Consider the following 22,567-nt stretch of genomic DNA (forward strand, 5'->3'; position numbering starts at 1 on the left):
TTATTACTTATGATACGGTATTTTCGCCTATAAAAATAGCCTTAGACAAGTCATATCAATGCCTAAAGCTACAAACCGCACTTATTTATGGTACGGTTCACCGTACCTAGTATAACGTAGACTTTTTCTAAGTTATCGGTTAAAAATCGGATATAATTATAGGCTTACACTCCTTAATGTAAGGCATTTTGCAACTTTATTTAAAATTGGACACAACCTATATGTTTTAATATTTAGCAAACATACTCTTATTTTGTTAATATTCTCTCATCAATTTTTCTAGTAAGTGTATACGTAAACCGATTAAAATACTTGCCCCAAAAGTGTTGTGCTGTAGGATTAGTTGTGCCATGTTCTACCCATAATCTTTTCACGCCTTCTTTTTTGAGTGTATTGCTTACATATAACAGCAATTCTTGAGTAATGTTTTGTCCTCGAAAAAGAGGTTTAAGGTATAAATCACCAACATTCATAGTATCTTCTTCCCTTGTTACAAAGTTATTACCATCTTTAGATACATCTATCATCCCAATGATATTTTTCTGCTCTTTTGCTACAAAAACTCGGGTACCTTCTTCATGTATATAATCTAAAAATGCACTGTCTGTAAACTCTTCACCCGGATAATAGGTAGGACTCATACGCAAATGTTCCACCAATTTATGCCACATTTCCAAAAGACAATCCGCTTTGTTATCAATTTCTTCGGCAGACAGTTCTTCATAAGTATATTTCCCAATGGGTTCTGCACATATTGGTAATTCAATTATACGAATGGCATCCGTACATAAAATTCCAAAATTATTTAGTACATAGGAGGTTATTACATCAATATCATGGGCGTAAACAGTAATATTATAAATTCCCACACCTTTTTTGCACAGTATCTCTGAAGCATGTTGAAATAATAAAGAAGCAATTTTGCCTCTGTCATACCCTTTACTAATACCATAACCACACAATGGTGAAGATATTCCTTTTATTAGATTATCATGTTCTTCCCAAATCTCACCAAAAGATAAATACCCTGCTAATTCACCTTTTTCAAAAGCCATTATACCAGTATCATTGTCAAAAATATGTTTTACAGACTTATAAATTTCTTTTTCATAATCCTTAAAATATAATGCAGGTACTGCCTTCTGTTCCTCACTATATCGACCCGCTGCAATATTTACACAAGCATCTAAGTATTGATTGTCTAATTTTTTAAACTCCATAATTACCTCCAAATTAATATATTTATCAATTTTTATTTTACAGTATATGGAGTTGTTTTTCTGTTCCTAGATTGCTATTTTAATTGGTATATAAATATCCATAGTTGAATTCTCTAAATAATGGCAGCGTTCATCATAAAACTCAAAATCATATCTTGACTCATCAAAAATATAATTACAGTTTAAAAACCACTCACTAAAAATATAGTTCCAAGTCATTTTTATCATTTTTGCAAAGTTATCATCTTGATTCCTCATATCTACAGGAGGAGTAGTAAACACTGCATATTGTCCCTCTGGTATTACAAATGAACTCATGTTCTTGGGTATATCTATTCCACCTTCAACCATAACACCACAAAGATACATCATTTTCCCGCTATCGAGAGAATTAGGTATAGTAATTCCTAATTCCCCATGCTTTAACGGATTCAATATTTCATACATTCTCTCTTCATACGAAAATTTTTCAAAATCATTCCAATATGCTATTAATTTATCCGTATATTCAAATCCTGCTATATCTATTTTTAACCCATATCCAGCAATTCTAAAAGCGGATATTTCTTTTATCTTAGGTTGTTCAATGTACTGCGCTACCTCATTTAATGGTTGTCTATAATTATACCCATCCATTTTTAAAGCATATTTTTTGGGCGTTGTACCATATTCTTTTCGAAATGCCTTTGTATATCCGCTTGGAGTTTCAAACCCATATTTTAGTGCTATATCAATTATCTTTTCTTTATTCATAATATCTATTAATGACAGCTCTAATCTCCTTTTTCGGATATATTCCATAGGAGAAATCCCTTTATAAATTTGAAATAACCGACAAAAATGAAAAAGAGAGTATCTAATGTGCACTGACAAAATAGTTGGATTCAAAGTATTTGTTATATTCATTTCTATATACTCTAAACATTTTTCAAAATCTTTTCTGTAATTCATTTTTCCTCCTTCTTTTATAAATACACTGTATTCTAAAACAAATGTTCTAACGATGCTTAGTGTTACCAGCACTGAGCATTTCTTGTTTATTAGGGTTATGATGTAGTTTACACTCCTACTACCCTTACTAAAGCTAGTAATATCAATGGTTTACAAGAGAGCCTACGTTATTTATGGTACGGTTCTCCACTTATTATTCTAAACCCTCTATAAACCTGTTCCAGTAGCATAACTCTAAATAATTGATGTGGAAAAGTCATCTTTGAAAAGCATAATTTATAATTGGATCTTTCTAAAACAGCCTTAGATAACCCTAGTGAACCCCCAATGACAAAAGCTATATTACTCTCTCCCCTTATTCCTAAGTCCATTATGTAGCTTGACAGCTCCTCTGAGGACAGCATATTCCCCTTTAGCTCTAGGGCAATTACGAACATATTATCCTTTATGCTTTTTAAAATTGACTCTCCTTCTTTTTCTTTTATTATGATCTCTTCTTTTTCCGAGGCATTATCTGGAGTTTTCTCATCACTTAATTCAACAATGCTCAGTTTGCAGTATCTAGATAGTCTTTTTGTATATTCATCTATAGCACTTTTTAAATATTTCTCTTTTATTTTTCCTACACAAATAATAGTTATGTTCATTTTAAGTCTCCTTTGATTAAAATACATTATAATTATCATACCTATAATATAACATTTATAAACTAAAAACAAATAACATGGAGCAAAGCCCCATGTTATAATCATTTTTTTATCACTACTATATACTCAAATCCCTTTTTTTATAAAAAGTATATGTAATGCACAGCATCGCTGAAATAATTATAATTGATAATATTACAAAGCTCCATTGAAAGCCACCACCATTCATTAAATTTTTAGCTTCATAATATTTGAATGGCGTAAGATATTTAAGGTTTCCAAGCTTACCATTTATATCTATTGCTATAGATAGTATAAACGTGGTTAATATCACCGCAGTAGAAATGGATGTAGCCGTCTTCGGATTTTTACTCACGGCGGCTATGGCTGTGCCAATAAGCATAAACATAAGCTGCATAATAAGCATCCCAATCATTAAGATTACTATATCTGCACTTACTGCTTCCCCTTTGCTGTATTTTCCCACTATAACTATTGAAGAAACCAAAGTTATAATATTAAATATTAAAATATTCATTGTGGCAGCCAACAGTTTTGATGTTATGACTTTATTTCTTGAAATAGGTTTTGCCAGTAAAAACTCTGCAGTTTTATCCCTTTCTTCCTTTGAAATTATGTCAGCTCCCAGCATAGCAGCATGAATTGTTGCCATAAGCACCAGGTATAAAAACAGCACTCCATAATAACCACTAGCCTTTGACAAATCTAAAGTACCTATACCCATCATAGCTAGCATAGATTTTGGCATTTGCGCCAATAGATCATTCATAGATTGACCTGAGGATGATAATGCAACAAATTTACCCATACCAGCTGCAACCATAAATAGTATGCCAAAAGCCCATATAATAAGGCCTTTTCTATGAGCCCTCATTTCTATAATAAATATATTCATAAACTAACCCCCTTATATTCCTAAATAATCACTAATTATTAATCATGATTAAACTGCGTGGACATCCTTTTTAGAATACACAAAGTAACTAGCAGAGATTGCTAAAATAATAAACACTATTTCTATTACAATAAATGAAACCTCGTAATTAGAATTTTTCATAATATAGCTTGTGTCAAAATACTTAAAGGGCGTAATATAACGTATAGCAGCGTCCCCTGTACTAGATGAAAACATCCCAATAATAAAAAATGTAAATACCGTTCCAAGGGAAATAGGTAGCACAGATTTTATCTTGGAAGCCACCACAGAAATTATAACTCCCAGGGATAAAAAGATAAGCTGGATGAAAAATAGTGTAATAGAAAGCATAAAGAATATTTTGTAACTATAATTACTTGTTTTTACAATTGATGCCATAATGCTAGCAACTACTAGATAAATTGCATTAGTAATTATTAGGCAGGTTAATGCAGCTAAAAGCTTTGATGTCATAACCTTGCTGCGAGTAACTGGTTTCGTTAAAAGGAAGTCTGCTGTTTTTTCCCGTACTTCCTTTGATACAATTGATGTACCTAGATTCATAGCTTGAATTGCACCACAAAGTGTTAAATATAAAAATGTATAAGAGTAAAAGCCTAAAATAGAGGACATGCTATCCACAGAGAGTCCCAATGCTTTTCTTACTGGTTCTGGAAATCCTTCCATTATTTTTTTAAATGCTTCAACGTCCTTCGAAAAAGTAGGATACATTGACAAGAAAAACACAACAAGCACACTCAAGGAAACTGTCCAAATAATAGTGGATTTTCTATAAGCCTTCAATTCGTGTAAAAACATATTCATAGCTTCTAGTCCTCCTTTGTATAGTAATGCATAAATATCTCTTCAAGGTCTGGCTCTTCAATCCAAAGATTTGTTATTTCTATCTCTGAAATCTTTTTCATAATAAAATTAATATTGCCTCTAAATAAAAAGCTTATCATGTTACCTTTTATATCTAAAGCGCTGACACCACTTATGTTAAAGTAATTATCTGCTATTTTAGATTTCACTTCAATTTTAAATTTTTTATGGTTACTTTCTTGCAGCGTACTAATTTTCTCAACCTTTATGATTTTCCCTTCTTTAATAATCGCAACGCGATTACATAACCTCTGAACCTCACTTAAGATATGTGAAGAAAGTAGAATTGTTGCACCTTTCTTATTCTCTTGTTCAAGTAAATCAAAGAATTTCTGCTGCATAAGTGGGTCAAGTCCACTTGTAGGTTCATCGAGTATAATAAGCTTAGGCTCGTGTAGCAGTCCTTGGACAATACCAACCTTCTTTTTGTTACCATAAGATAAATCATCAATTTTCTTATTAAGGTCAAGATCCATTATCTCAGCTAGTTCTGTGATTCTCTTACTGCAATCTTTCTTGTAAAAACTAGCTGAATACTTTAGAAGCTCAATAACCTTCATATTATCATAATAGAAAACCTCTGATGGTAAATAGCCTATTTCCTTCTTTATCTCAGGTCCAAATTCAATGCAGTCCTTACCAAAAATTGTAGCACTACCACTAGTCGGATAAATTAGAGATAATAGTGTTCTTATTGTTGTTGATTTACCTGCACCATTAGGTCCAATAAAGCCAAAGATTTCTCCTTGTTCAACATTAAAACTCACATCAGTAATTCCTCTCGCCTTACCATAGTTTTTAGTCAAATTTTTTATTTCGATAACATTCATTTTATAACCCCCCATATAATTTTTTTTGTGCTCACTTAAAAATGTTTTTTGGATGCCTTATTACTATTTATAAAAACAATTTTTAAATATATCTATATAAATATAAATATGCATTTCACAAAAAAGTCGATATCAGCTATATTGCTTTTTATAGAAATTCCTCCTTGTATACTGCATTTTTATAAAAATCATAAATCTCAAGTGCTTGTTCAAACATTTCGCTCACACTTGAATGATTTTTAACACCTTCGTTCCAGATTCCTTCCGAACACCATGAAATCATTTTATTCAATTTTTCAATATCCGTGCCATCTTTGAACTTACTTAAATCGATTTTCTCAAACATTTGCTTATACATTTTTTCTTCTATTTTTTTATTGACTTCTTTAATAGATTCAACAATCCCAGGCATTTTCTCGTAACTTGCCTTGATAACAAATTTGTACAAATAGGGATGTTTATCTAAAAGATCCCTTGTAAAATTCAGACTTTGGCGAAGCATTTTAAAATAATCTGTCTCATCAAAATTAAACTTCTCGTATACTTTTTTTTCAAAAATTTTCATAGCATATTCATATAAAAAAATAAATAATGACTTTTTGTTCTTAAAATAATGAAATAGCGAACCTTTAGCAATTTTTGCTTCTGCTGCAATATCGTCTGTTGATGCACATTTATAGTCATTTACAGAAAATATATTCGTCCCTGCATTAATAATTCTATTTTGTTTTTCCTCGTCCAATTTATAAAAAATCTGATACATAAAAAACTCCTTTCTGACTTGTATAGTCATAATATTACCCCGATGACTGAGAAAAACAACCCCCTAAGGAATATATTGTTATTCTACTAACACTACCTCCATTGAATAATATATAAATAGTCATTACTTCACACTAAAATACTTTGGTGTATTATTTAATTATATAGAATATTAATATATATTTCAAATATTTAACATAATTATATAGAAATAACCTTCCCATTTTTAAATTTCTTAATTTTTTATAAAAATCTCAAAAAAAATAAAACCTCACACAAAGGTGCAAGATCTTATTTACTGTAAATTATCATAAAAAAATAGAAATTATTTTCCACAACATTTTTTATATTTATTTCCACTTCCGCAAGGGCATAAATCATTTCTTCCAACTTTATCAGCATTAACTACTGTTTTGGAATCTTTATAAGTTCTTTGAATTTCTTTTCTTTTTTCTTTAGAAAAAATCCCTTCCCATTGTGGTAGCTCATATAGATAATCTGCTTTTGCGTCTAGCATATTAAAATAAAGTTTTTCAAAGTCTATTTTAAAATCTACCTCAGTGCCCGCTTCAGTTTTTTCTAGTTCTATTGGTTCTAAAAGACTATCGTTTATTCCATCAGTAAAGCCCATAAAATATATGTTAGACACATCAAAGTGCTTTGCAAGCTCTCCTAATGTACCTTTTACATCATCTTTATGGTTTGATAATAATTTAGTGTAAATACGCCTTTCAACTTCTCCGTATTCTTGCCAAAACGCAGGCTCTCCTCTACGTTTAACATAATCAACCACCATGTCTGTCCATTCTTTATATAAACTCATGTTCAATTCTCCTTCAACTCATAATGTATTTTGTTATATTCCATTATTATAATAAAGATTTCATTAATTTTCAACATTTATGTTTAAATGCTTAAATTAAATGAATTTTTAGCATATTTAATTTTCTATTTCTTCAACAGTATTATTTCATTTTTACCAAAGGGCTTGGATATATCAAAGTTTCCACCTATAGTATCAATATCTTTATTTCCCATTGTGATTTTCACTTTTTCTACAGATGGCAATTGAGTTAATGACGCAACTATGCCTTGTAGGCAACTTTTTTCTTTTGCAACTGACATCTTTATTTTAGCTTCTTTGCTCAAATTAACATAAGCAATACTGTCTTTAATAGAAAAACTTAACAATCTAGTTTCTTTAGGAAGTATTGGTTTTAACTCACTTTTTACAGTAGGCCCTTTTATAAGTTCTTGCATAATAGTTTCCCCAATAAGTTCTTCTTTATTGATAATTCTCTCATCTTTAACTACTTGCACATTAGATTCATCTTTAGTACCATCAAAATAAATACCAAGTTGGATAAAGCCATCTTTTTCTAGAGGAAGTTTTAGATTTTCAAGTTTTTCCTTATTTGTCACACTTTTATTATCTTTTTTTTCACACCCAAAAAATGCTACTGTTGAAATAACTAGTAATGAACATAATAATACTTTTATTACCTTTTTCATATTTGACCTCTCCTTTAAAAATCAATTACTTCACTTGGCATGTCCCTTTTTGCTAAATCTAAAAAAATGTCCCTACCTATTTCAATATAATTGTCTCTAAGTATATTTAGCACTGTTTGATAGGCTAAGTCAGGAAAGTTATTTGTATTACTCAAATGGCCTAGAATAATACGCTTTTGTTTATCATTCATTATTTCTACTATTGCTTTTCCACATGCATCATTGGATAAATGACCCACATCACTTAATATTCTTCTTTTTAATGGGTATGGATAAGGACCAAACTTCACCATTTCTATATCATGATTACTCTCCAGTAAAATTACATCTGCATCTTTTATTATAGTCTTTACTTCCTCAGAAAAATAGCCTAAATCTGTAGCTATGCACGCCTTCTTGTTTCCACTGTAAAGCGCATATCCTATGGGGTCTACAGCATCATGTGATATCTTGAAATTTACTATATGCATGTCATTTATATCCACAGAACTATCACTAATAATTCTTATATTATGTTCTTTTATATTCCCTATTTTAGTTTCCATAGCTTTCCAAGTGTTTTCATTGGCATATATCGGTATGTCATATCTCCTAGAAATAATTCCTGCACCTTTTATGTGGTCAGAATGTTCATGAGTAATGAAAATACCATCAATATGGTTAGGGTTTTGATCTATATGTTTAAGAGCACTTTCGATGCTTTTACCTGGCATACCAACATCCACTAAAATTTTTGTATTTTCTGACGCTACAAATACGCTATTTCCGCTACTTCCACTATATAATGGGCAAAAAATCATAATTGTCTCCTTTAATTTTATATTGTTATACCTTGACCCTACTTATATCTGCCCCTATACTCCTGAATTTTTCTTCAATATTTGGATACCCTCTATCAATATGTTCTATTCCTAAAATTTCCGTAGTACCTTCTGCTATAAGTCCTGCTATAACTAGTGCTGCCCCGGCTCTTAGATCTGATGCTGTTACAACTGTTCCTGTAAGTTTATCTACACCATCTACTGTAGCTACACTTCCTTCGACCTTTATCTTAGCCCCCATCTTTATTAATTCATCTACATGTTTAAATCTAGCTTCCCAGATGCTTTCGTTTATTATGCTTCTGCCCTCAGAAATGCATAACAATGTATTCATTGGTTGCTGCACATCCGTTGGAAATCCCGGATAAGGAAGCGTCTTTATATTTACAGCCTTAAGTCTTCCTTTGGCCTTAACCGTAACGCTGTCGCCACCTTCATATACCTCTGCTCCCATTTCCATGAGCTTTGCAGAAATTGATTCAAGATGTTTTGGAATAACGTTATTTACAGTTACTTCACCACCACAAGCAGCGGCTGCTATCATAAAGGTACCTGCCTCTATTTGATCTGGAATTACGCTATAGGTACATCCTGTTAATTCTTTTACACCTATAATTCTTATAACATCTGTACCTGCACCTTTTATATTAGCTCCCATAGAGTTTAAAAAGTTAGCTACGTCAACTACATGAGGTTCTTTTGCAGAATTTTCTAAAATAGTTGTTCCTTCTGCAAGTGTTGCTGCAGCCATTACATTTATTGTTGCACCTACACTAACAACGTCAAAATAAATACTGGTTCCGATTAGTCTATCAGCCTCAACATTTACAGCATTATTCTCAATAGTTACAGTTGCTCCAAGTGCCTCAAACCCTTTTATATGTTGATCTATAGGTCTTACACCGATAGGGCAACCCCCTGGAAGGTCTACTTTAGCTTTTTTAAATCTAGCTAAAAGTGCGCCAATCAAATAATAAGACGCTCTCATTTTTCTTACATCTTCAGTACTCGCATCCATGCTAATTATATTTGTACTATCTATAGAAACTGAATTATTTTCTCTTTTAATTTTACAGCCTAGATCCTCTAATATTCTTTCAATACAATTTACATCTTCTATATCAGGAATATTTTCAATGATACACGTGCCCTTACTTGCAATTATTGCTACTGGTAAAATTGCCACTGCTGCATTTTTAGCACCACTTATTTCTACCTGACCAAGCATAGGTTTACCACCGTTGATTACCAATTTATCCATATTTGTATCATCCTCACTATATCTATATATTAAATTATTTTTATTTTTTTATATACATGCCATTATAACATATTTAAATTACATTTAACATTTATTTTGAAATTGATAAACTTTATTATTTTTTTTTATATAGAATTCATCAAAATAGCCATAGTTTTTTTCATAATAATATAAAAATCACCCGTGAAAACACGGGTGATTTTTATATTATTATGTTGTTTTGAAACTTCCGCAGTCTGTACATTCTGGTGTTTTAGCAACACTTTCATGTTTTATAACTTCGATTTTGTTTAATGTACAGTAATTATCATCATGACAATGAAATTTACATTCGCTTACTACACACCCTATACTATCATTATGCTCCATTTGAAAAGCACCTCCCTTAATTATTTACAAAATTATTATTAGCATAATTAAGATTAATTATGCTAATAAAAAGAGTATACATAAATTTACATAGGAAATACAAACCCAAAAAAATATGTTATAATATAGTTATAATTTAAACAAAATAATGTTAACCAATCTTGGTTATTAATTTTATTCGGAGGAAAAATATGAAATACTTTTTAGTTGCTTTATTTGATGATGGATCTAATTCTATAATTCAAAATATTCAAAGAGATATTTGTAGAAAATATAAACTATACAAAAGCTCCCCTAATCTTTATATATCTATATGTACTATAACAAATCCCGATTTAGAAAAACTAGATGTAGTTGTTTCTAAAATTATGGTTCCTTATAAAAAATTTAAAGTTAATATAAATAATAATATTAGTTTAACTGAAAATTTTACTCAAGTTAATCTTAAAGTTGAAGATAAAGGGTATATTTATCGTTTAGCTAGGAGTATTACGAATACTTTAGATTTACATGGATTTAACGTTAAGAGTGAGAATGATAATATCGATTTACGTATTCTGATTGCTAATGCCAATCACATCATTAAAAAGTCATGTACCGGAGGATCAATTACTATTGATGCTAATTTAGAAAAGGATGATTTTTATAAGTTTGCAAAGGTTTGTAAACTTGAATTATGGAAACAGATTAGTAATAAAAAAGAAATGATAGTTAAAACTTATGATCTAAGAGAGTACTAAAAAAATATAAAGTTATGTTTTAAATTTGAGGGTGATAAAAATGATTTACTACTTGGTTGGCTTGTTTGACGATGATTCTTATAAATATGTGGAATCTTTGCAAAAGACACTTTGTGAAAAGTATAATCTGTATAGGTCCGGAACAGATTTGCCTATGCTTCATATAACTCTAGAGATAATAACAGATCCCAATCTCTGCGATCTGGATATTTCTTTAAAAAATATTCTTGAAGATTATACGGAATTCCAAGTTGAATTAAATGGTGTAATATGTTTTGACCCCCCATTTAAATCTGTAAACTTAAACATTAATAATAGTGGTACTATATATGAATTATCTAAAAAAATAAATTCTATTTTAAATACGCAGGGCTTTAGTGTACGAGAACATATTGAAAACTGGAATTTACATATTTCATTAGCTAATACAATTTTTTCGGATAGGGAATGGTCTGATAATGAATATTTAGCTGCCTGTAATTTAGCTAAGGATGAGAACCTTTCAAATGTTATTACAGTCCGGAGAGTAGAGCTTTGGAAACCTATAAATGATAATCATGAGATGGTAGTTAAAAAATACATACTATAAGATACAATTCAGAGAAAAGGCGGTTTAAAATATGAACTTACAAAGATTATTTCAAATGCAAGATACTTTAGATAAACGAATTGAATCAGAACATAACCTTGAAGGCGTACCATTATTACAAAAAAAAATACTCTCCCTTCAAGTAGAACTAGGGGAACTAGCAAATGAAACGCGTTGTTTTAAGTTTTGGAGTACAAAAGCTCCTTCAAGTGATGATGTAATTCTCGAGGAGTACGTTGATTGTCTTCATTTTATTTTAAGCATTGGAATAGAAAAAAGCTTTGAAGATATTACTTTAAATACTAAATATATAACTTGTGAATTATCACAGCAGTTTTTAAACTTATATATAAATATTTCAGATTTTATAAATTGTTCTTCTATAGATAGCTATTTAAATATTTTCCAGAATTTTTTAAGTTTAGGTAAAAATTTAGGATTTTCTGAGGAAGATATTGAAAATGCATATTTGTATAAAAACAATATCAATCACGAAAGACAAGACAATGGATATTAATAGAGCACCTTATTTGTTACAAAATTAACCGCTTGTAAAAGATTATAATTTTTTTTAATATTACAATACATTCTGGGTAAACTAACCTAGAGGAGTGTGATTGTAATTGGGGTTAATATTTTCCATAATTGCGGGTGTCTTTATGAGTCTTCAAGGGGTTTTTAATACAAGAGTAAGTGAAAAGATTGGGCTTTGGGAAACTAACGTTTTAGTTCAAGGTACTGGGTTGATTCTGACCTTAATAATACTCCTTATTGCTGGTAATGGTAATTTTAGAAATATAAAAGAAGTGAATAAATTATACTTACTAGGAGGCGTACTAGGTGCTATAATTATATTTTCTGTCATGAAAGGTATAACGAGCCTGGGACCAACCTATTCCATTGCAACTATATTAGTTGCTCAGCTTTTAGCTGCCGGTTTAATTGATAGCTTTGGAATATTTGGCGCGGAGCAAATTAAATTTGCCTTATCTAAATATATAGGCATCGGTGTAATGATTGTAGGTATAATAATATTTAAATGGAAAGGGTAATAAGCTCTTTCTATTTTTTCGAGGAATAAGTGTTATTTTTTTATCTTACCTATTGAAATTACCAATAAATACCCTCATAATTATATATGAATGCATACATATATAATTTTTAAGATAATTACTATTTACATATATTTTCATCATACAAGACAAGGAGGATACTTTATGGATTTCAAACAGATCGAAGCCTTCATTAGTGTAGCCAGATTTAAAAGTTTTTCTAAGGCAGCTAATACAATTTTTTTATCCCAACCTACAATAAGTTCTCATATAGCTAGCTTAGAAAGAGAGTTAAATGTTCAACTTTTTGACAGAACATCTAAAGAAGTATACCTTACACCTGCGGGGCATTCTTTTTTAGAATATGCAATTAATATAATAAATACTCGTAATAATGCTGTTTCTAATCTTTCTAATTTTAATACTACAATATCTGGGAAATTAAATTTATCAGCTAGCACCACTCCCTGTAACTCGTTGGTGCCAAAGCTTATTAAAAAATTCAGCAATCTTTACCCCGATGTTCGTTTTAATATTACTGAGGAAAGTTCTGGAAATATAATAAAAGAAATTTTAGATCTTCATTGTGAAATTGCTATAGTTGGAACCACAATTAAAAATGGTAAAATTAAAAGTTATAAGCTAATGGAGGATGATCTTGTTCTAATCTCTAGTCCAGAACTTAATGTCCCTGATGAAATAACCTTAGTGGATTTACTAAAATATAAATTTATAATTAGAGAGAAAAATTCAGCAACTAGAAGTACCCTTGATACAGCTCTTGAATCAAAGGGCATAAATCCTAATTTGTTAAACGTATTTTGTGAAGTGAATACTTTGGACAACCTTCTTCAATTTGTAAAACTGGGAACAGGTGTATCAATTATTTCCGAAAAAATTTCTTTGGATTATATTGATAGTAATAAAATAAAGATAAGTAAAATTAAAGATTTACTTTTAAAAAGAAACCTATACCTGATTATTAACTCAAAACGCACCTTGACTCCAATTGCTAATGCCTTCTTTAGCATGTGCAGCGAAATGTTTTCACTGATAGAAAATGAAGCTTAAAAAGTATATATTACTAAATTTATTTAGTAATATATACTTTTTTTTATTAACATATTTTCAATAATTGCATATACTGTAATAATGTAACAATATCTTAGGAGGCATACATGTTTTCCTTGAAACATAAATTAGATCCTAGCTTAAATCAAGCACTGCTGTCTAACCTATATGAGAACTATAGGTTAATAATATACTGTAAATCCCTTGAGCTTAAAACCATAGATAAAATTAAATCATTAAAATGTGATATTCTACGTCATATTTCCGGAGTAAATTGTATTTGCGCTATATTAACAGCAAGTGCTATAGACAGATTATTAGAATATCCACAAGTGTCATATATAACTTTTGATTCTTATGCCCATTTGTGTGGCAATAGCGTACTCTCATCTAACGGTATATCCTTTCAAAGTAACTATAACCTTACTGGTAAGGGCATTGGCGTTGGACTAATTGATAGTGGTGTTTATCCACATGGCGACTTATTAAACCCTAGCAATAAGATAAAAAAATTCATGGATTTTGTTAATAATTTAAATTATCCTTATGATGATAATGGTCATGGCACCTTTATAAGTGGATTAATTTGTGGTAGCGGTTATGGGTCGAAGGGTATGTACAAAGGTGTTGCAAGTGGCAGCCATCTTTATATGATTAAGGCCTTTGATAAACTAGGAAAGGGTTTTATATCTGATATTTTATTTTCATTAGAAATTCTAATTAACGAGAGTAGTGATTTCAATATTAAAATCATTTGCCTTCCCTTTGAAACACTGGAACCTAATGAATTCGTACTTTCACTGTTTTCTAGACTATTTGACCTTGCAATATCAAAAGGTATAGTAGTTATAGTTCCTAGCGGAAGTAATAAGAGTATTAAAAGTTCAATACGTGGCATAGCTACCCTTAGTAATTGTATAACTGTTGGTGGATATGATAGCACTTCGGATCCAAAAATATATGAATATTCTTCCTGTGGTCCTTTCCAAAAGCACGATAAACCCAATTTGATTTCTGCCTGTGTTGATATTTGTTCCTTAATTTCAGATACAAAATTCATCTCTGAAAAGAATGGTGTAAAGCTCTATCCTAATCATACCACTAATTTATATACCACCTACACAGGAACTTCCTGCTCCGCGGCTTTTATAAGTGGTATATGTGCTCTCCTCTATGAAAACAATAGTGATCTATGTTTCAAAGATACATTGGCACTACTAAAAGTATCTTCAAGCTTAATAAGTTTTCCAAAGTATATGCAAGGGTCAGGAATTATAAATTTAGAAAAATTATTACCTTAGGCACATAAAAACAAATAATAAGCCGTATACTAGCATATTTGGCTTATTATTTGTTTTTATGTGCATTTATATTAATAAACTTTGAACATTAGGTAATAATATATACAGTGTAATTTATTAGGTGTATAATAGGGATATTCTTCAATATTGATAATTAATTAAAAATTATTATCAATGCTCAGAACATTATATACTATTATAAATTTACGTTTCAAGGGCATAATTATTGATTCGTGACCCAAAGGAACATGAGGAGGATTATTATGATAAGCGAAAAATTACTTAGTGAACTAAACAAACAAATAAACTTTGAGTTTTATTCTGCACATATTTATTTAGCTATGGCAGCTTACTGCGCTGCAGAAGATTTTGATGGTTTTTCTAATTGGTTTAAAGTTCAAGCTGAAGAAGAGAAATTTCATGCTATGAAATTTTATAATTATGTAAATGAAATGAATGGAAGAGTAGTTTTAGAAGGGATGCCTGATCCTCAAAATGATTTTAAATCACTTCTTGAGACTTTTAAAATATCATATAATCATGAGAAAATTGTAACTAGTAAGATTTACAATCTTACTGACATTGCTACAGAAGAAAGAGAACATGCTACTATAAGCTTACTTAAGTGGTTTATTGATGAGCAAGTTGAGGAAGAAGCTAACTTTAGTCGCCTAATAAAAAGACTTGAAAGAATTAATGATGACCCTACAAGTCTTTATTTACTAGATACTGAACTGGCAGCAAGAGTTTTTGTTCCACCAGTTACTACTAGATAAAATTTATAAATCCATGAAAGTAACATATATTTTTTAATAAGGTTTTTAAGATAATTATAAAGTCACATATCAATATTGATATGTGACTTTATAATTATCTTTTTCAAGTGCATTAATTTATTATATTGACACATACTGGACAACAACACTAAATCCCATCACCACTAACCCTACGATCCTCAAATAAAGAATACACCTATTCCTATTCTTTTCATGTTTATATTATACAATATTATAAATTTTTCACAAGTGTAAGTAAATCACTATATATACCATAAGCAGTTTGCTGAATTTCAGGATTCTTTTCTATTATTTGTACTTGTCCCATTAAATCTGTTGTTATAGCTAATATAGAAGATGTAGCATCTATATTGCTAAAGGTATCCACATAATTTATATAAACTGGGTGCACCCTGCCTTTTGGTTTATTATCTTCAATATATCCTTCACATAAAAGCTTAATTTTGCACTGTTTTTCTTTAGCCTTCTCTATGTCTCCTAAAGTAATATCCGCTATGCCTTTTCTATCTATTTCTGCAGGATTTATATTTGTATCCATTAAAACATTTAGCAAGGCTGAAGTTTTTGCCGCTGCATCCCATCCATCAATGTCTAATGTTGGGTCTTCCTCTGCAAACCCTCTTCTTTTAGCTTCTTTAATAGCATCTTCATAACTATTTCCGCTTTCCATTTGTTCTAACACGAAATTGGTGGTAGAATTTAATATTCCTTTAAAGGATAACACCCTACATCCTGGTAGCGTGTATTTAACAAAATTAAAAATAGGAGTACCATCCATTACAGTAGTTTCATATAAAAATTGCAGATTTTTCTCTTTTGAATTATCACGAAGCTTTTGATACTTCCAAGCTATAGGCCCTTTGTTTGCTGTTATAACATGCATCCCTACATCAAAAGCAGTCTCTATATGACTTATTGCTGGCTCTCCATCATAAATAGATAAAGTGCTTAGTTCAACGAGCAAGCTCGCATGGCAGTGTTTAATGACCTGTAGTGTTTCCATAGTCACAGTATCTTCTGCACTAGAATCAAAGCTTCCCTTGCTTTTAACATCGCTTAAGGCCTTCGTCAGGTCTATTCCCTTAGCGTTAATAATTGCCCCCTTAGACCTACCTGCAATAGCTGTGACTTTAACATCATATCCAGTGCTTTCTTTAAGTTCCAGGTTCTTCGTTATTAACATTCTACAAAATTCCTGCGCCGCATTTCCAAATCCAACTAAACATATATTTATTTCTTTATTCTGCATTAGACCCCACCCCTTTTAAGTTAACAGTTGAAAATTAAAGATTATAGTAGTTCTCTCCTAACCCAGTCCAAAAGTTGCATAGTTGCTCTTTCCCTTATTTTCTGCCTATCACCGGATATTTTAAGCATCTTTGTTTTAACCTCGCCATTCATATATAAACCTACATAAACAAGTCCCACTGGCTTTTCTATGCTTCCGCCATCTGGACCTGCAATGCCTGTGGTGGAAATTCCAATATTAGTGCCTGCAGTTTTTGCTATACCTTGTGCCATCTCTGCTGCTACTTCACTACTTACTGCACCATACTTATCTAAGGTTTCTTCCGAAACTCCCAGTCTATTAATTTTAGCCCCATTGCTATAAGTCACCGCCCCGTCAATAAACACAGAAGATATCCCTGGGTAATTTATAAGCTTTGCAGCTACCATTCCTCCTGTGCATGACTCAGCGGTAGCTATAGTTAACTTTTTATTTATAAGCATTTCTCCAAGTACATTCTCTAAAGATATATTCCCTTCTCCATAAATGTTATTGCCTAATCTACTTCGTATTTCTGCCTCCATAGGCTTCATAAGTTTTATGCCTTGTTCCTGCGTATTTGCTTTTGCTGTAATTCTAAAAATCATTTCTCCATCCTTAGCATAAGGTGCTACAGTTGGATTGGTTTGATTGTCTAATATATCTTCTATCATTTCTTCGGCGCTACTCTCTCCCACTCCTATAACTCTAAGCACCTTTGAAACTAATACTCCCTGCTGAAACTTTTCAAGATAAGGAACTACAGCTTCCTCAAACATAGGTTTCATTTCTCTAGGTGGCCCAGGTAAAAGTGCAACTATTTTCCCATCTTCCTCAATTATGCATCCTGGTGCTGTACCATTATTATTAGGAAGTATCACTGCATCTACTGGGAAATATGCCTGTTTTACATTGCTTTTCGCCATTGGTCTATTCATATCCCTAAAATATCCCTCAATAATTTTCATAGAATCTTCATGAACCACACTCTTCTTCCCAAAATAATCAAAAGCTACTTCCTTGGTTAAATCATCCTTTGTAGGTCCAAGACCTCCAGTAGTTATAACTAAATCTGCTCTACTAAAAGCTAATCTATATGATTCGAGTAGTCTTTCTGGATTGTCACCAACAACTGACTGATGATAAACTGATATGCCTAAATCTGCAAGTCTCTTAGCAAGATATTGTGCATTTGTATTGACTATATCACCTAACAATATTTCCGTTCCTACTGATAATATTTCTGCGTTCATAATTTCCTCCTTTTGCGCCTTCGGCACCTGGTGCCATCCACGTGGCAAGTGGCATCTTTATTGTGTATTTATACTTTATGTTGACTCTTTGAGATTCTATCTTTAGCTCTATGAATGATTTCTTTTGGATATCCCATGAATTCAAGTACTTTTATTGCATTTCTAGTAGAGGATATTCCTTTCCTTATTTGGTAATCAAACTCCACTAATATCCTTTTTTTAAATTTACTACATTTACTAACTCTTCCCCTTGTACATACCTTTTCATATTCTTATAGATAAGGTCAAATCTTCTCTCGTTTCTCATCTCTGAAATCCAGGAATTATGAGAAGTTAATATAACATTATTTAAATCCCATAATGAATTATTTTCTTTTAGTGGTTCTTCTTCGTACACATCCAGCGCAGCCCCTGCTAGCTTACCACTTCTTAAATTTTTAATTAGAGAAACCTCATCCACAATACTCCCCCTAGCTACATTTATGAAAAAAGCCCCAGGCTTCACTTCCGTAAATCTCTCTTCATTAATTAAATGGTGAGTAGCTTTTGTATATGGTATCGTACCTACAAACACATCACATAACTTAAGCATTTCATTTAGCTCGCGCATAGCATAGCATCTATCGAAATATTGAATATCTCTACCATCTGTATTCACACCTACTATGTTTACTCCAAATCCCTGGAATCTTTTAGCTGCCTCCACTGCTATAGTACCTGTTCCTATAAATCCTATTGTCTTTCCATATAACTCCATAATACTTGTATCCATTTTCCATTTCCTATTGGTTTGGTTTTCATATAGACCCCTACTACTTTTAAACAGCTCTAGAGTTTTTAACACAATCCATTCCCCCATAGGTATACTGTAGCCACCTTTATTATTGGTAATTATAATAGAAGTGTTTTTAACATACTCAGTTGGTAGTTGGTCAATGCCTATGCTAGATAATTGAATCCATTTTAGATTTTTCATTTTATCTATCTCTAGGGTTTTAAAGGGATCATAACAAATTAAAACCTCTACCTCCGCTAAATCATCACTATAAATTAAATCTTGCTCTTTCTCTACTTTTATATCATAGCCAAAATTCTCTATATCTTTCATTTTCTCTCCACCGTAGTTGTATGTGAAAAGTGCTTTAATAGCCATTGAAATTCCCCCTTACATTAAATCATCATCTTCTGAAGTGTCGTTAAACTATTACTCTATAATATACTACAAATGCTACCAGTTACCCTCTATATTTTATGAAAATTCATACAAACTTCGCTAACTTTATAAAAAAAGATGCCACTTGCCACGTGGGTGGCACCTTCAAAAAAAGGTGCCGCAAGGCACCTTTAAATTATTTAAATACATTCACTAAACTCGTGAATATGTCTTTATTTTCTTTAAGCTTATTTTCATTTCCAAGTACGCAGAAACAGTTCTCTTTTATAATGTCATCTAATAGTGATTTAAAAGACTTAATATCCTCTGCCTTTGTATCTAGCACTTCGTCTCTTTCTGTTTGTCTTTGCGCCTCTGAAATACCTCTTATATAGAATGCAGTAGCTCTTTCACCCTTCATAGAAGGTGTTAGTGGTGAATCAAGCTCACTGATTGTTCCTATAATATATTTAGTCATTTCTCTTTCAGAAGCTTCGAAGCTCCCTATATAGTCACATATTCCGTCGTAAGCCTTTAAGGTTTCTGCAACATTAGGATCCCTATAAGACACAAATACTATATTACCACTTCTAGCTAAGTTTGCAAAACCACCATAGGCACCGCCCTGCACGCGCACTCTATTCCATAAGTAGTCTAGACTTGCTATAGTTTTAAGAACCAGCATCTTACCTGAATAAGAGTAACCTTGCTTAATGAAGTTATAGCCTTTAGCTACATACTGAACATCTGATGAAGATAATAAGCCTTCATTATTTTTATTAAGCTCAAAGGCGTATTTTGCATCTGGCAATTCTTCTTGTCCTAGGATACTTATAATCTTAGGTAATTCTGTAGCAAAGGCAGTATAAATATCCTCTTCTCCTGTAACACTTACCATAAGATTGTTCTTGTTAAATATAAGCTTTGATACCTTGTTCAAATTTTCAATAATTTCCGCTGCTTTATTGTCAAAATTTCTTTCGATATCATTGATAAATTCATAAAAAGATATTCCTGTAGTTTTTTCTATATAAGCTGAAGCTGGAGAAAAGTAAGAAGTAAGTCTTCCAGCTGCCGCCATATGCCCTCTATCAAGGATTTTCATCTCTTGCCTTGATTTTAATTGTTGAATTAGCTCCTTCAAACGCTTCTTATCATCAAATTTAGTAGTATTGATTATCTCTACCATAATATCAAAGAGTTTAGGAAGCTTTGGAACTAGTGCTTTACTCTTTACTACCAGCTTTGGACTGTATTTTTCAAAATTTTCATTATCGCCATAAACCTCGGTTGTAAAATGAATTCCGCCTGTATGGATATTAATTTCATTAGATAAATCAGAATAATTAGTACGCTCTGTACTTACCCTTCCTAAAAGAGTTGATAGTAGGGTTATATATGGTAGTAACTTAATATCTACTTTTTTAGCATCAAATAATATATTTATATAAGCAATTTTATTAGTAAATATATTATGAGATAATACCTTTACTCCATTTTCATCCTTTTCCTTCAGTGGTAAATGCTCTACTGTAGTTTCAATGTCTGAACGCTCAAGTAGTGGAATAGTTTCAAGCACTTCCACAGGATCTGGTGTCATTTGTCTTTCTTTAAGAGCTTTTGTGCCTCGCACTATTTTCTCTATTTCACTCTCTGAAATACTGGCCTTATACTTAGCGAGCTTCTCTTCTGTTGCCTTAGACCTTTGATCTGCCAGACCTTTTTTACCATTCAAAATAACCATAGAACTATGGGTATTGTTTATTAAGTACTTATCTATAAGATTTTCAAAATAATTAGTAGTTAACGCAGCTTTTATTTTGCCTAAATAGCTTTCATACTCTAAATGCATAGTTGGGTCCTTATCATAAAGCCAACTGTCCATACTAGTTATATAATAGAATAATCCTTTTGGGAAACCTCCTAAATCAGCTTCTCGAAGCTTAAATTCTGTAATGTTTATACAAGCCTCTATTAGCTTTTTGTCTATTCCATCTTTAACTAAATTCTTTAATGTTGTGAATACAACTTCCTTAAATTCTTCTTTTTTATCTTCATTAGAGTTTTTTACTACTATACTGAACACTGGCTGCAATATACTATTATCAAAGCTTCCAAATACATCTTTGCCAAGGTCCGCTTCAACAAGAGCTCTCTTTAGTGGTGCTGCAGCACTTTCTAGTAGTAGATACTCTAAAATTTCAAAAGCTAAATGAAGTTCAGGCTGGCTAATATTATCCCCTGATACAAAGTTCAGACTTAAGAAGCTTTTATCCTTCTCATCATCGTCTGATGAAATAGGATAATCTATCTTAACTTCACTCATACTGCTAAAGGGTTTTTGCATTTGTATAGCTGAGTCTACGAAGGTTTTATCAAAATCATTAAGATATTTTTCGCTAATAAATTGTAACTCTTTATCAATATTTCCATCTCCATATAGGAATATATAACTGTTTGAAGGATGATAATATTTTTTATGAAACTCTACGAATTCCTCCTGTGTTAAATCAGGTATAAATTCTGGATCACCACCGGATTCTACGCCGTAAGAAGTGTCTGGAAATAAGGATTCTTGAACCTTACGCATAAGACAGCCTTCAGGAGACGAAAATGCACCCTTCATTTCATTATAAACTACACCTTTATAAGTTAATTTATCTTCCTTGTTTTCTAATTCGTAATGCCAACCCTCTTGCATTAATATCTCTGGCTGAGAGTACAAATTGGGATAAAAAACTGCATCTAAATATACATCCATAAGATTAAAAAAATCTTTTTCATTTTTACTAGCTAGAGGATATATTGTTTTATCAGAAAAGGTCATAGCATTTAAAAATGTATTTAAAGATCCCTTTATGAGTTCCACAAAAGGCTCCTTTGTTGGAAACTTTCTAGAGCCGCAAAGCACTGAATGTTCTAATATATGTGGAAGCCCATTACTACTTTTAGGAGGTGTTCTAAATCCTATAGAAAACACCTTGTTATCATCATCATTTTCTATATGCATTAGTCTAGCTCCACTTTTTTCATGTTCAAATAATCTTGTAACTGAATTTAGCTCTTCTATATTTTTCTCCTGGATTAGCTTAAAGCCATGATATATAGTACCGATTGCAAATTTCATTTTTCTCCTCCTCATACTTTCT

24 protein-coding genes are annotated in these 22,567 nt (G+C 31.5%); 7 read left to right on the forward strand and 17 right to left on the reverse strand.

The genetic code is table 11. The features are described 5' to 3' along the window. Positions 1 to 248: 248 nt before the first annotated feature. The 12 genes from G9F72_RS25450 to G9F72_RS25505 all read right to left on the reverse strand — a co-directional run bounded on the left by G9F72_RS25450 (position 249) and on the right by G9F72_RS25505 (position 10,195). A complete protein-coding gene (locus tag G9F72_RS25450) occupies positions 249 to 1,220 on the reverse strand; it encodes a GNAT family N-acetyltransferase (protein ID WP_164957178.1) in 972 nt (323 codons plus the stop codon). Positions 1,221 to 1,286: 66 nt separating this feature from the next. Then, on the reverse strand, positions 1,287 to 2,171 hold the full coding sequence (locus G9F72_RS25455; RefSeq protein WP_164957179.1) for an effector binding domain-containing protein: 885 nt from the start codon (positions 2,169 to 2,171) through the stop codon (positions 1,287 to 1,289). A 167-nt stretch (positions 2,172 to 2,338) separates the two neighbouring features. Then, on the reverse strand, positions 2,339 to 2,818 hold the full coding sequence (gene rlmH / locus G9F72_RS25460) for a 23S rRNA (pseudouridine(1915)-N(3))-methyltransferase RlmH (protein ID WP_164957180.1): 480 nt from the start codon (positions 2,816 to 2,818) through the stop codon (positions 2,339 to 2,341). Positions 2,819 to 2,936: 118 nt separating this feature from the next. Next, positions 2,937 to 3,734 (reverse strand): ABC transporter permease subunit, encoded by a 798-nt coding sequence (locus tag G9F72_RS25465; protein WP_164957181.1) that lies wholly within the window; start codon positions 3,732 to 3,734, stop codon positions 2,937 to 2,939. Between the two features lie 48 nt (positions 3,735 to 3,782). Beyond that, a complete protein-coding gene (locus G9F72_RS25470; RefSeq protein WP_164957182.1) occupies positions 3,783 to 4,580 on the reverse strand; it encodes an ABC transporter permease subunit in 798 nt (265 codons plus the stop codon). 5 nt (positions 4,581 to 4,585) lie between these two features. After that, the gene (locus G9F72_RS25475; RefSeq protein ID WP_164957183.1) at positions 4,586 to 5,470 is read right to left on the reverse strand and encodes an ABC transporter ATP-binding protein; all 885 of its coding nucleotides are present in this window, start codon (positions 5,468 to 5,470) and stop codon (positions 4,586 to 4,588) included. Between the two features lie 148 nt (positions 5,471 to 5,618). Then, the gene (locus G9F72_RS25480) at positions 5,619 to 6,233 is read right to left on the reverse strand and encodes a TetR/AcrR family transcriptional regulator (protein ID WP_224676249.1); all 615 of its coding nucleotides are present in this window, start codon (positions 6,231 to 6,233) and stop codon (positions 5,619 to 5,621) included. 324 nt (positions 6,234 to 6,557) lie between these two features. Beyond that, positions 6,558 to 7,055 (reverse strand): SEC-C metal-binding domain-containing protein, encoded by a 498-nt coding sequence (locus tag G9F72_RS25485; protein ID WP_164957185.1) that lies wholly within the window; start codon positions 7,053 to 7,055, stop codon positions 6,558 to 6,560. 125 nt (positions 7,056 to 7,180) lie between these two features. Beyond that, positions 7,181 to 7,744, reverse strand: a complete 564-nt coding sequence (locus G9F72_RS25490) for a GerMN domain-containing protein (protein ID WP_164957186.1) — start codon at positions 7,742 to 7,744, stop codon at positions 7,181 to 7,183. Between the two features lie 14 nt (positions 7,745 to 7,758). After that, on the reverse strand, positions 7,759 to 8,544 hold the full coding sequence (locus G9F72_RS25495) for an MBL fold metallo-hydrolase (RefSeq protein ID WP_164957187.1): 786 nt from the start codon (positions 8,542 to 8,544) through the stop codon (positions 7,759 to 7,761). 25 nt (positions 8,545 to 8,569) lie between these two features. Next, the gene (locus G9F72_RS25500; RefSeq protein WP_164957188.1) at positions 8,570 to 9,826 is read right to left on the reverse strand and encodes a UDP-N-acetylglucosamine 1-carboxyvinyltransferase; all 1,257 of its coding nucleotides are present in this window, start codon (positions 9,824 to 9,826) and stop codon (positions 8,570 to 8,572) included. A gap of 210 nt (positions 9,827 to 10,036) precedes the next feature. After that, positions 10,037 to 10,195 (reverse strand): DUF1540 domain-containing protein, encoded by a 159-nt coding sequence (locus tag G9F72_RS25505; protein ID WP_164957189.1) that lies wholly within the window; start codon positions 10,193 to 10,195, stop codon positions 10,037 to 10,039. Positions 10,196 to 10,386: 191 nt separating this feature from the next. On the opposite strand from G9F72_RS25505, the gene G9F72_RS25510 reads away from it, so the two are divergent. The 7 genes from G9F72_RS25510 to G9F72_RS25540 all read left to right on the forward strand — a co-directional run bounded on the left by G9F72_RS25510 (position 10,387) and on the right by G9F72_RS25540 (position 15,724). Then, positions 10,387 to 10,935 (forward strand): hypothetical protein, encoded by a 549-nt coding sequence (locus tag G9F72_RS25510; RefSeq protein WP_164957190.1) that lies wholly within the window; start codon positions 10,387 to 10,389, stop codon positions 10,933 to 10,935. Positions 10,936 to 10,975: 40 nt separating this feature from the next. Further along, positions 10,976 to 11,524 carry a 2'-5' RNA ligase family protein gene (locus G9F72_RS25515; protein WP_164957191.1) on the forward strand — a complete coding sequence of 183 codons (549 nt, stop codon included), beginning with the start codon at positions 10,976 to 10,978 and terminating at the stop codon, positions 11,522 to 11,524. A 31-nt stretch (positions 11,525 to 11,555) separates the two neighbouring features. Then, the gene (locus tag G9F72_RS25520) at positions 11,556 to 12,041 is read left to right on the forward strand and encodes a dUTP diphosphatase (RefSeq protein ID WP_164957192.1); all 486 of its coding nucleotides are present in this window, start codon (positions 11,556 to 11,558) and stop codon (positions 12,039 to 12,041) included. Between the two features lie 142 nt (positions 12,042 to 12,183). Beyond that, positions 12,184 to 12,576, forward strand: coding sequence for a DMT family transporter (locus tag G9F72_RS25525; RefSeq protein ID WP_164957331.1), 393 nt, complete (start codon positions 12,184 to 12,186; stop codon positions 12,574 to 12,576). 165 nt (positions 12,577 to 12,741) lie between these two features. Continuing rightward, positions 12,742 to 13,647 carry a selenium metabolism-associated LysR family transcriptional regulator gene (locus tag G9F72_RS25530; protein ID WP_164957193.1) on the forward strand — a complete coding sequence of 302 codons (906 nt, stop codon included), beginning with the start codon at positions 12,742 to 12,744 and terminating at the stop codon, positions 13,645 to 13,647. A gap of 107 nt (positions 13,648 to 13,754) precedes the next feature. Next, positions 13,755 to 14,948, forward strand: coding sequence for a S8 family serine peptidase (locus G9F72_RS25535; RefSeq protein ID WP_164957194.1), 1,194 nt, complete (start codon positions 13,755 to 13,757; stop codon positions 14,946 to 14,948). A gap of 263 nt (positions 14,949 to 15,211) precedes the next feature. After that, positions 15,212 to 15,724 carry a ferritin gene (locus G9F72_RS25540; RefSeq protein ID WP_164957195.1) on the forward strand — a complete coding sequence of 171 codons (513 nt, stop codon included), beginning with the start codon at positions 15,212 to 15,214 and terminating at the stop codon, positions 15,722 to 15,724. Between the two features lie 232 nt (positions 15,725 to 15,956). Here the strand turns inward: G9F72_RS25540 and G9F72_RS25545 are convergent, their stop codons facing one another. The 5 genes from G9F72_RS25545 to G9F72_RS25565 form a co-directional block, all read right to left on the reverse strand. Then, a complete protein-coding gene (locus tag G9F72_RS25545) occupies positions 15,957 to 16,994 on the reverse strand; it encodes a hypothetical protein (protein WP_164957196.1) in 1,038 nt (345 codons plus the stop codon). A 41-nt stretch (positions 16,995 to 17,035) separates the two neighbouring features. Then, positions 17,036 to 18,265 (reverse strand): competence/damage-inducible protein A, encoded by a 1,230-nt coding sequence (locus G9F72_RS25550; protein WP_164957197.1) that lies wholly within the window; start codon positions 18,263 to 18,265, stop codon positions 17,036 to 17,038. Between the two features lie 68 nt (positions 18,266 to 18,333). Further along, positions 18,334 to 18,471: a hypothetical protein gene (locus G9F72_RS25555; protein ID WP_224676251.1), complete on the reverse strand. Its 138-nt coding sequence runs from the start codon at positions 18,469 to 18,471 to the stop codon at positions 18,334 to 18,336. Next, on the reverse strand, positions 18,471 to 19,418 hold the full coding sequence (locus tag G9F72_RS25560) for a phosphoglycerate dehydrogenase (RefSeq protein ID WP_164957198.1): 948 nt from the start codon (positions 19,416 to 19,418) through the stop codon (positions 18,471 to 18,473). Before G9F72_RS25560 ends, G9F72_RS25555 begins: the two co-directional genes overlap by 1 nt. Before the next feature lie 196 nt (positions 19,419 to 19,614). Further along, a complete protein-coding gene (locus G9F72_RS25565) occupies positions 19,615 to 22,545 on the reverse strand; it encodes an insulinase family protein (RefSeq protein WP_164957199.1) in 2,931 nt (976 codons plus the stop codon). Positions 22,546 to 22,567: the final 22 nt, after the last annotated feature.

The organism is Clostridium estertheticum (genome assembly GCF_011065935.2).
Classification (GTDB): Bacteria; Bacillota; Clostridia; order Clostridiales; family Clostridiaceae; genus Clostridium_AD; species Clostridium_AD estertheticum_A.

What these genes read in the sequence shown, in the direction of transcription:
- G9F72_RS25490 (WP_164957186.1), bottom strand. Translation starts at nt 7,744, where the DNA reads ATGAAAAAGGTAATAAAAGTATTATTATGTTCATTACTAGTTATTTCA.
- G9F72_RS25470 (WP_164957182.1), bottom strand. Translation starts at nt 4,580, where the DNA reads ATGAATATGTTTTTACACGAATTGAAGGCTTATAGAAAATCCACTATT.
- G9F72_RS25480 (WP_224676249.1), bottom strand. Translation starts at nt 6,233, where the DNA reads ATGTATCAGATTTTTTATAAATTGGACGAGGAAAAACAAAATAGAATT.
- G9F72_RS25510 (WP_164957190.1), top strand. Translation starts at nt 10,387, where the DNA reads ATGAAATACTTTTTAGTTGCTTTATTTGATGATGGATCTAATTCTATA.
- G9F72_RS25455 (WP_164957179.1), bottom strand. Translation starts at nt 2,171, where the DNA reads ATGAATTACAGAAAAGATTTTGAAAAATGTTTAGAGTATATAGAAATG.
- G9F72_RS25530 (WP_164957193.1), top strand. Translation starts at nt 12,742, where the DNA reads ATGGATTTCAAACAGATCGAAGCCTTCATTAGTGTAGCCAGATTTAAA.
- G9F72_RS25525 (WP_164957331.1), top strand. Translation starts at nt 12,184, where the DNA reads ATGAGTCTTCAAGGGGTTTTTAATACAAGAGTAAGTGAAAAGATTGGG.
- G9F72_RS25450 (WP_164957178.1), bottom strand. Translation starts at nt 1,220, where the DNA reads ATGGAGTTTAAAAAATTAGACAATCAATACTTAGATGCTTGTGTAAAT.
- G9F72_RS25520 (WP_164957192.1), top strand. Translation starts at nt 11,556, where the DNA reads ATGAACTTACAAAGATTATTTCAAATGCAAGATACTTTAGATAAACGA.
- G9F72_RS25495 (WP_164957187.1), bottom strand. Translation starts at nt 8,544, where the DNA reads ATGATTTTTTGCCCATTATATAGTGGAAGTAGCGGAAATAGCGTATTT.
- rlmH (WP_164957180.1), bottom strand. Translation starts at nt 2,818, where the DNA reads ATGAACATAACTATTATTTGTGTAGGAAAAATAAAAGAGAAATATTTA.
- G9F72_RS25560 (WP_164957198.1), bottom strand. Translation starts at nt 19,418, where the DNA reads ATGGCTATTAAAGCACTTTTCACATACAACTACGGTGGAGAGAAAATG.
- G9F72_RS25565 (WP_164957199.1), bottom strand. Translation starts at nt 22,545, where the DNA reads ATGAAATTTGCAATCGGTACTATATATCATGGCTTTAAGCTAATCCAG.
- G9F72_RS25475 (WP_164957183.1), bottom strand. Translation starts at nt 5,470, where the DNA reads ATGAATGTTATCGAAATAAAAAATTTGACTAAAAACTATGGTAAGGCG.
- G9F72_RS25515 (WP_164957191.1), top strand. Translation starts at nt 10,976, where the DNA reads ATGATTTACTACTTGGTTGGCTTGTTTGACGATGATTCTTATAAATAT.
- G9F72_RS25465 (WP_164957181.1), bottom strand. Translation starts at nt 3,734, where the DNA reads ATGAATATATTTATTATAGAAATGAGGGCTCATAGAAAAGGCCTTATT.
- G9F72_RS25545 (WP_164957196.1), bottom strand. Translation starts at nt 16,994, where the DNA reads ATGCAGAATAAAGAAATAAATATATGTTTAGTTGGATTTGGAAATGCG.
- G9F72_RS25535 (WP_164957194.1), top strand. Translation starts at nt 13,755, where the DNA reads ATGTTTTCCTTGAAACATAAATTAGATCCTAGCTTAAATCAAGCACTG.
- G9F72_RS25540 (WP_164957195.1), top strand. Translation starts at nt 15,212, where the DNA reads ATGATAAGCGAAAAATTACTTAGTGAACTAAACAAACAAATAAACTTT.
- G9F72_RS25550 (WP_164957197.1), bottom strand. Translation starts at nt 18,265, where the DNA reads ATGAACGCAGAAATATTATCAGTAGGAACGGAAATATTGTTAGGTGAT.
- G9F72_RS25505 (WP_164957189.1), bottom strand. Translation starts at nt 10,195, where the DNA reads ATGGAGCATAATGATAGTATAGGGTGTGTAGTAAGCGAATGTAAATTT.
- G9F72_RS25500 (WP_164957188.1), bottom strand. Translation starts at nt 9,826, where the DNA reads ATGGATAAATTGGTAATCAACGGTGGTAAACCTATGCTTGGTCAGGTA.
- G9F72_RS25485 (WP_164957185.1), bottom strand. Translation starts at nt 7,055, where the DNA reads ATGAGTTTATATAAAGAATGGACAGACATGGTGGTTGATTATGTTAAA.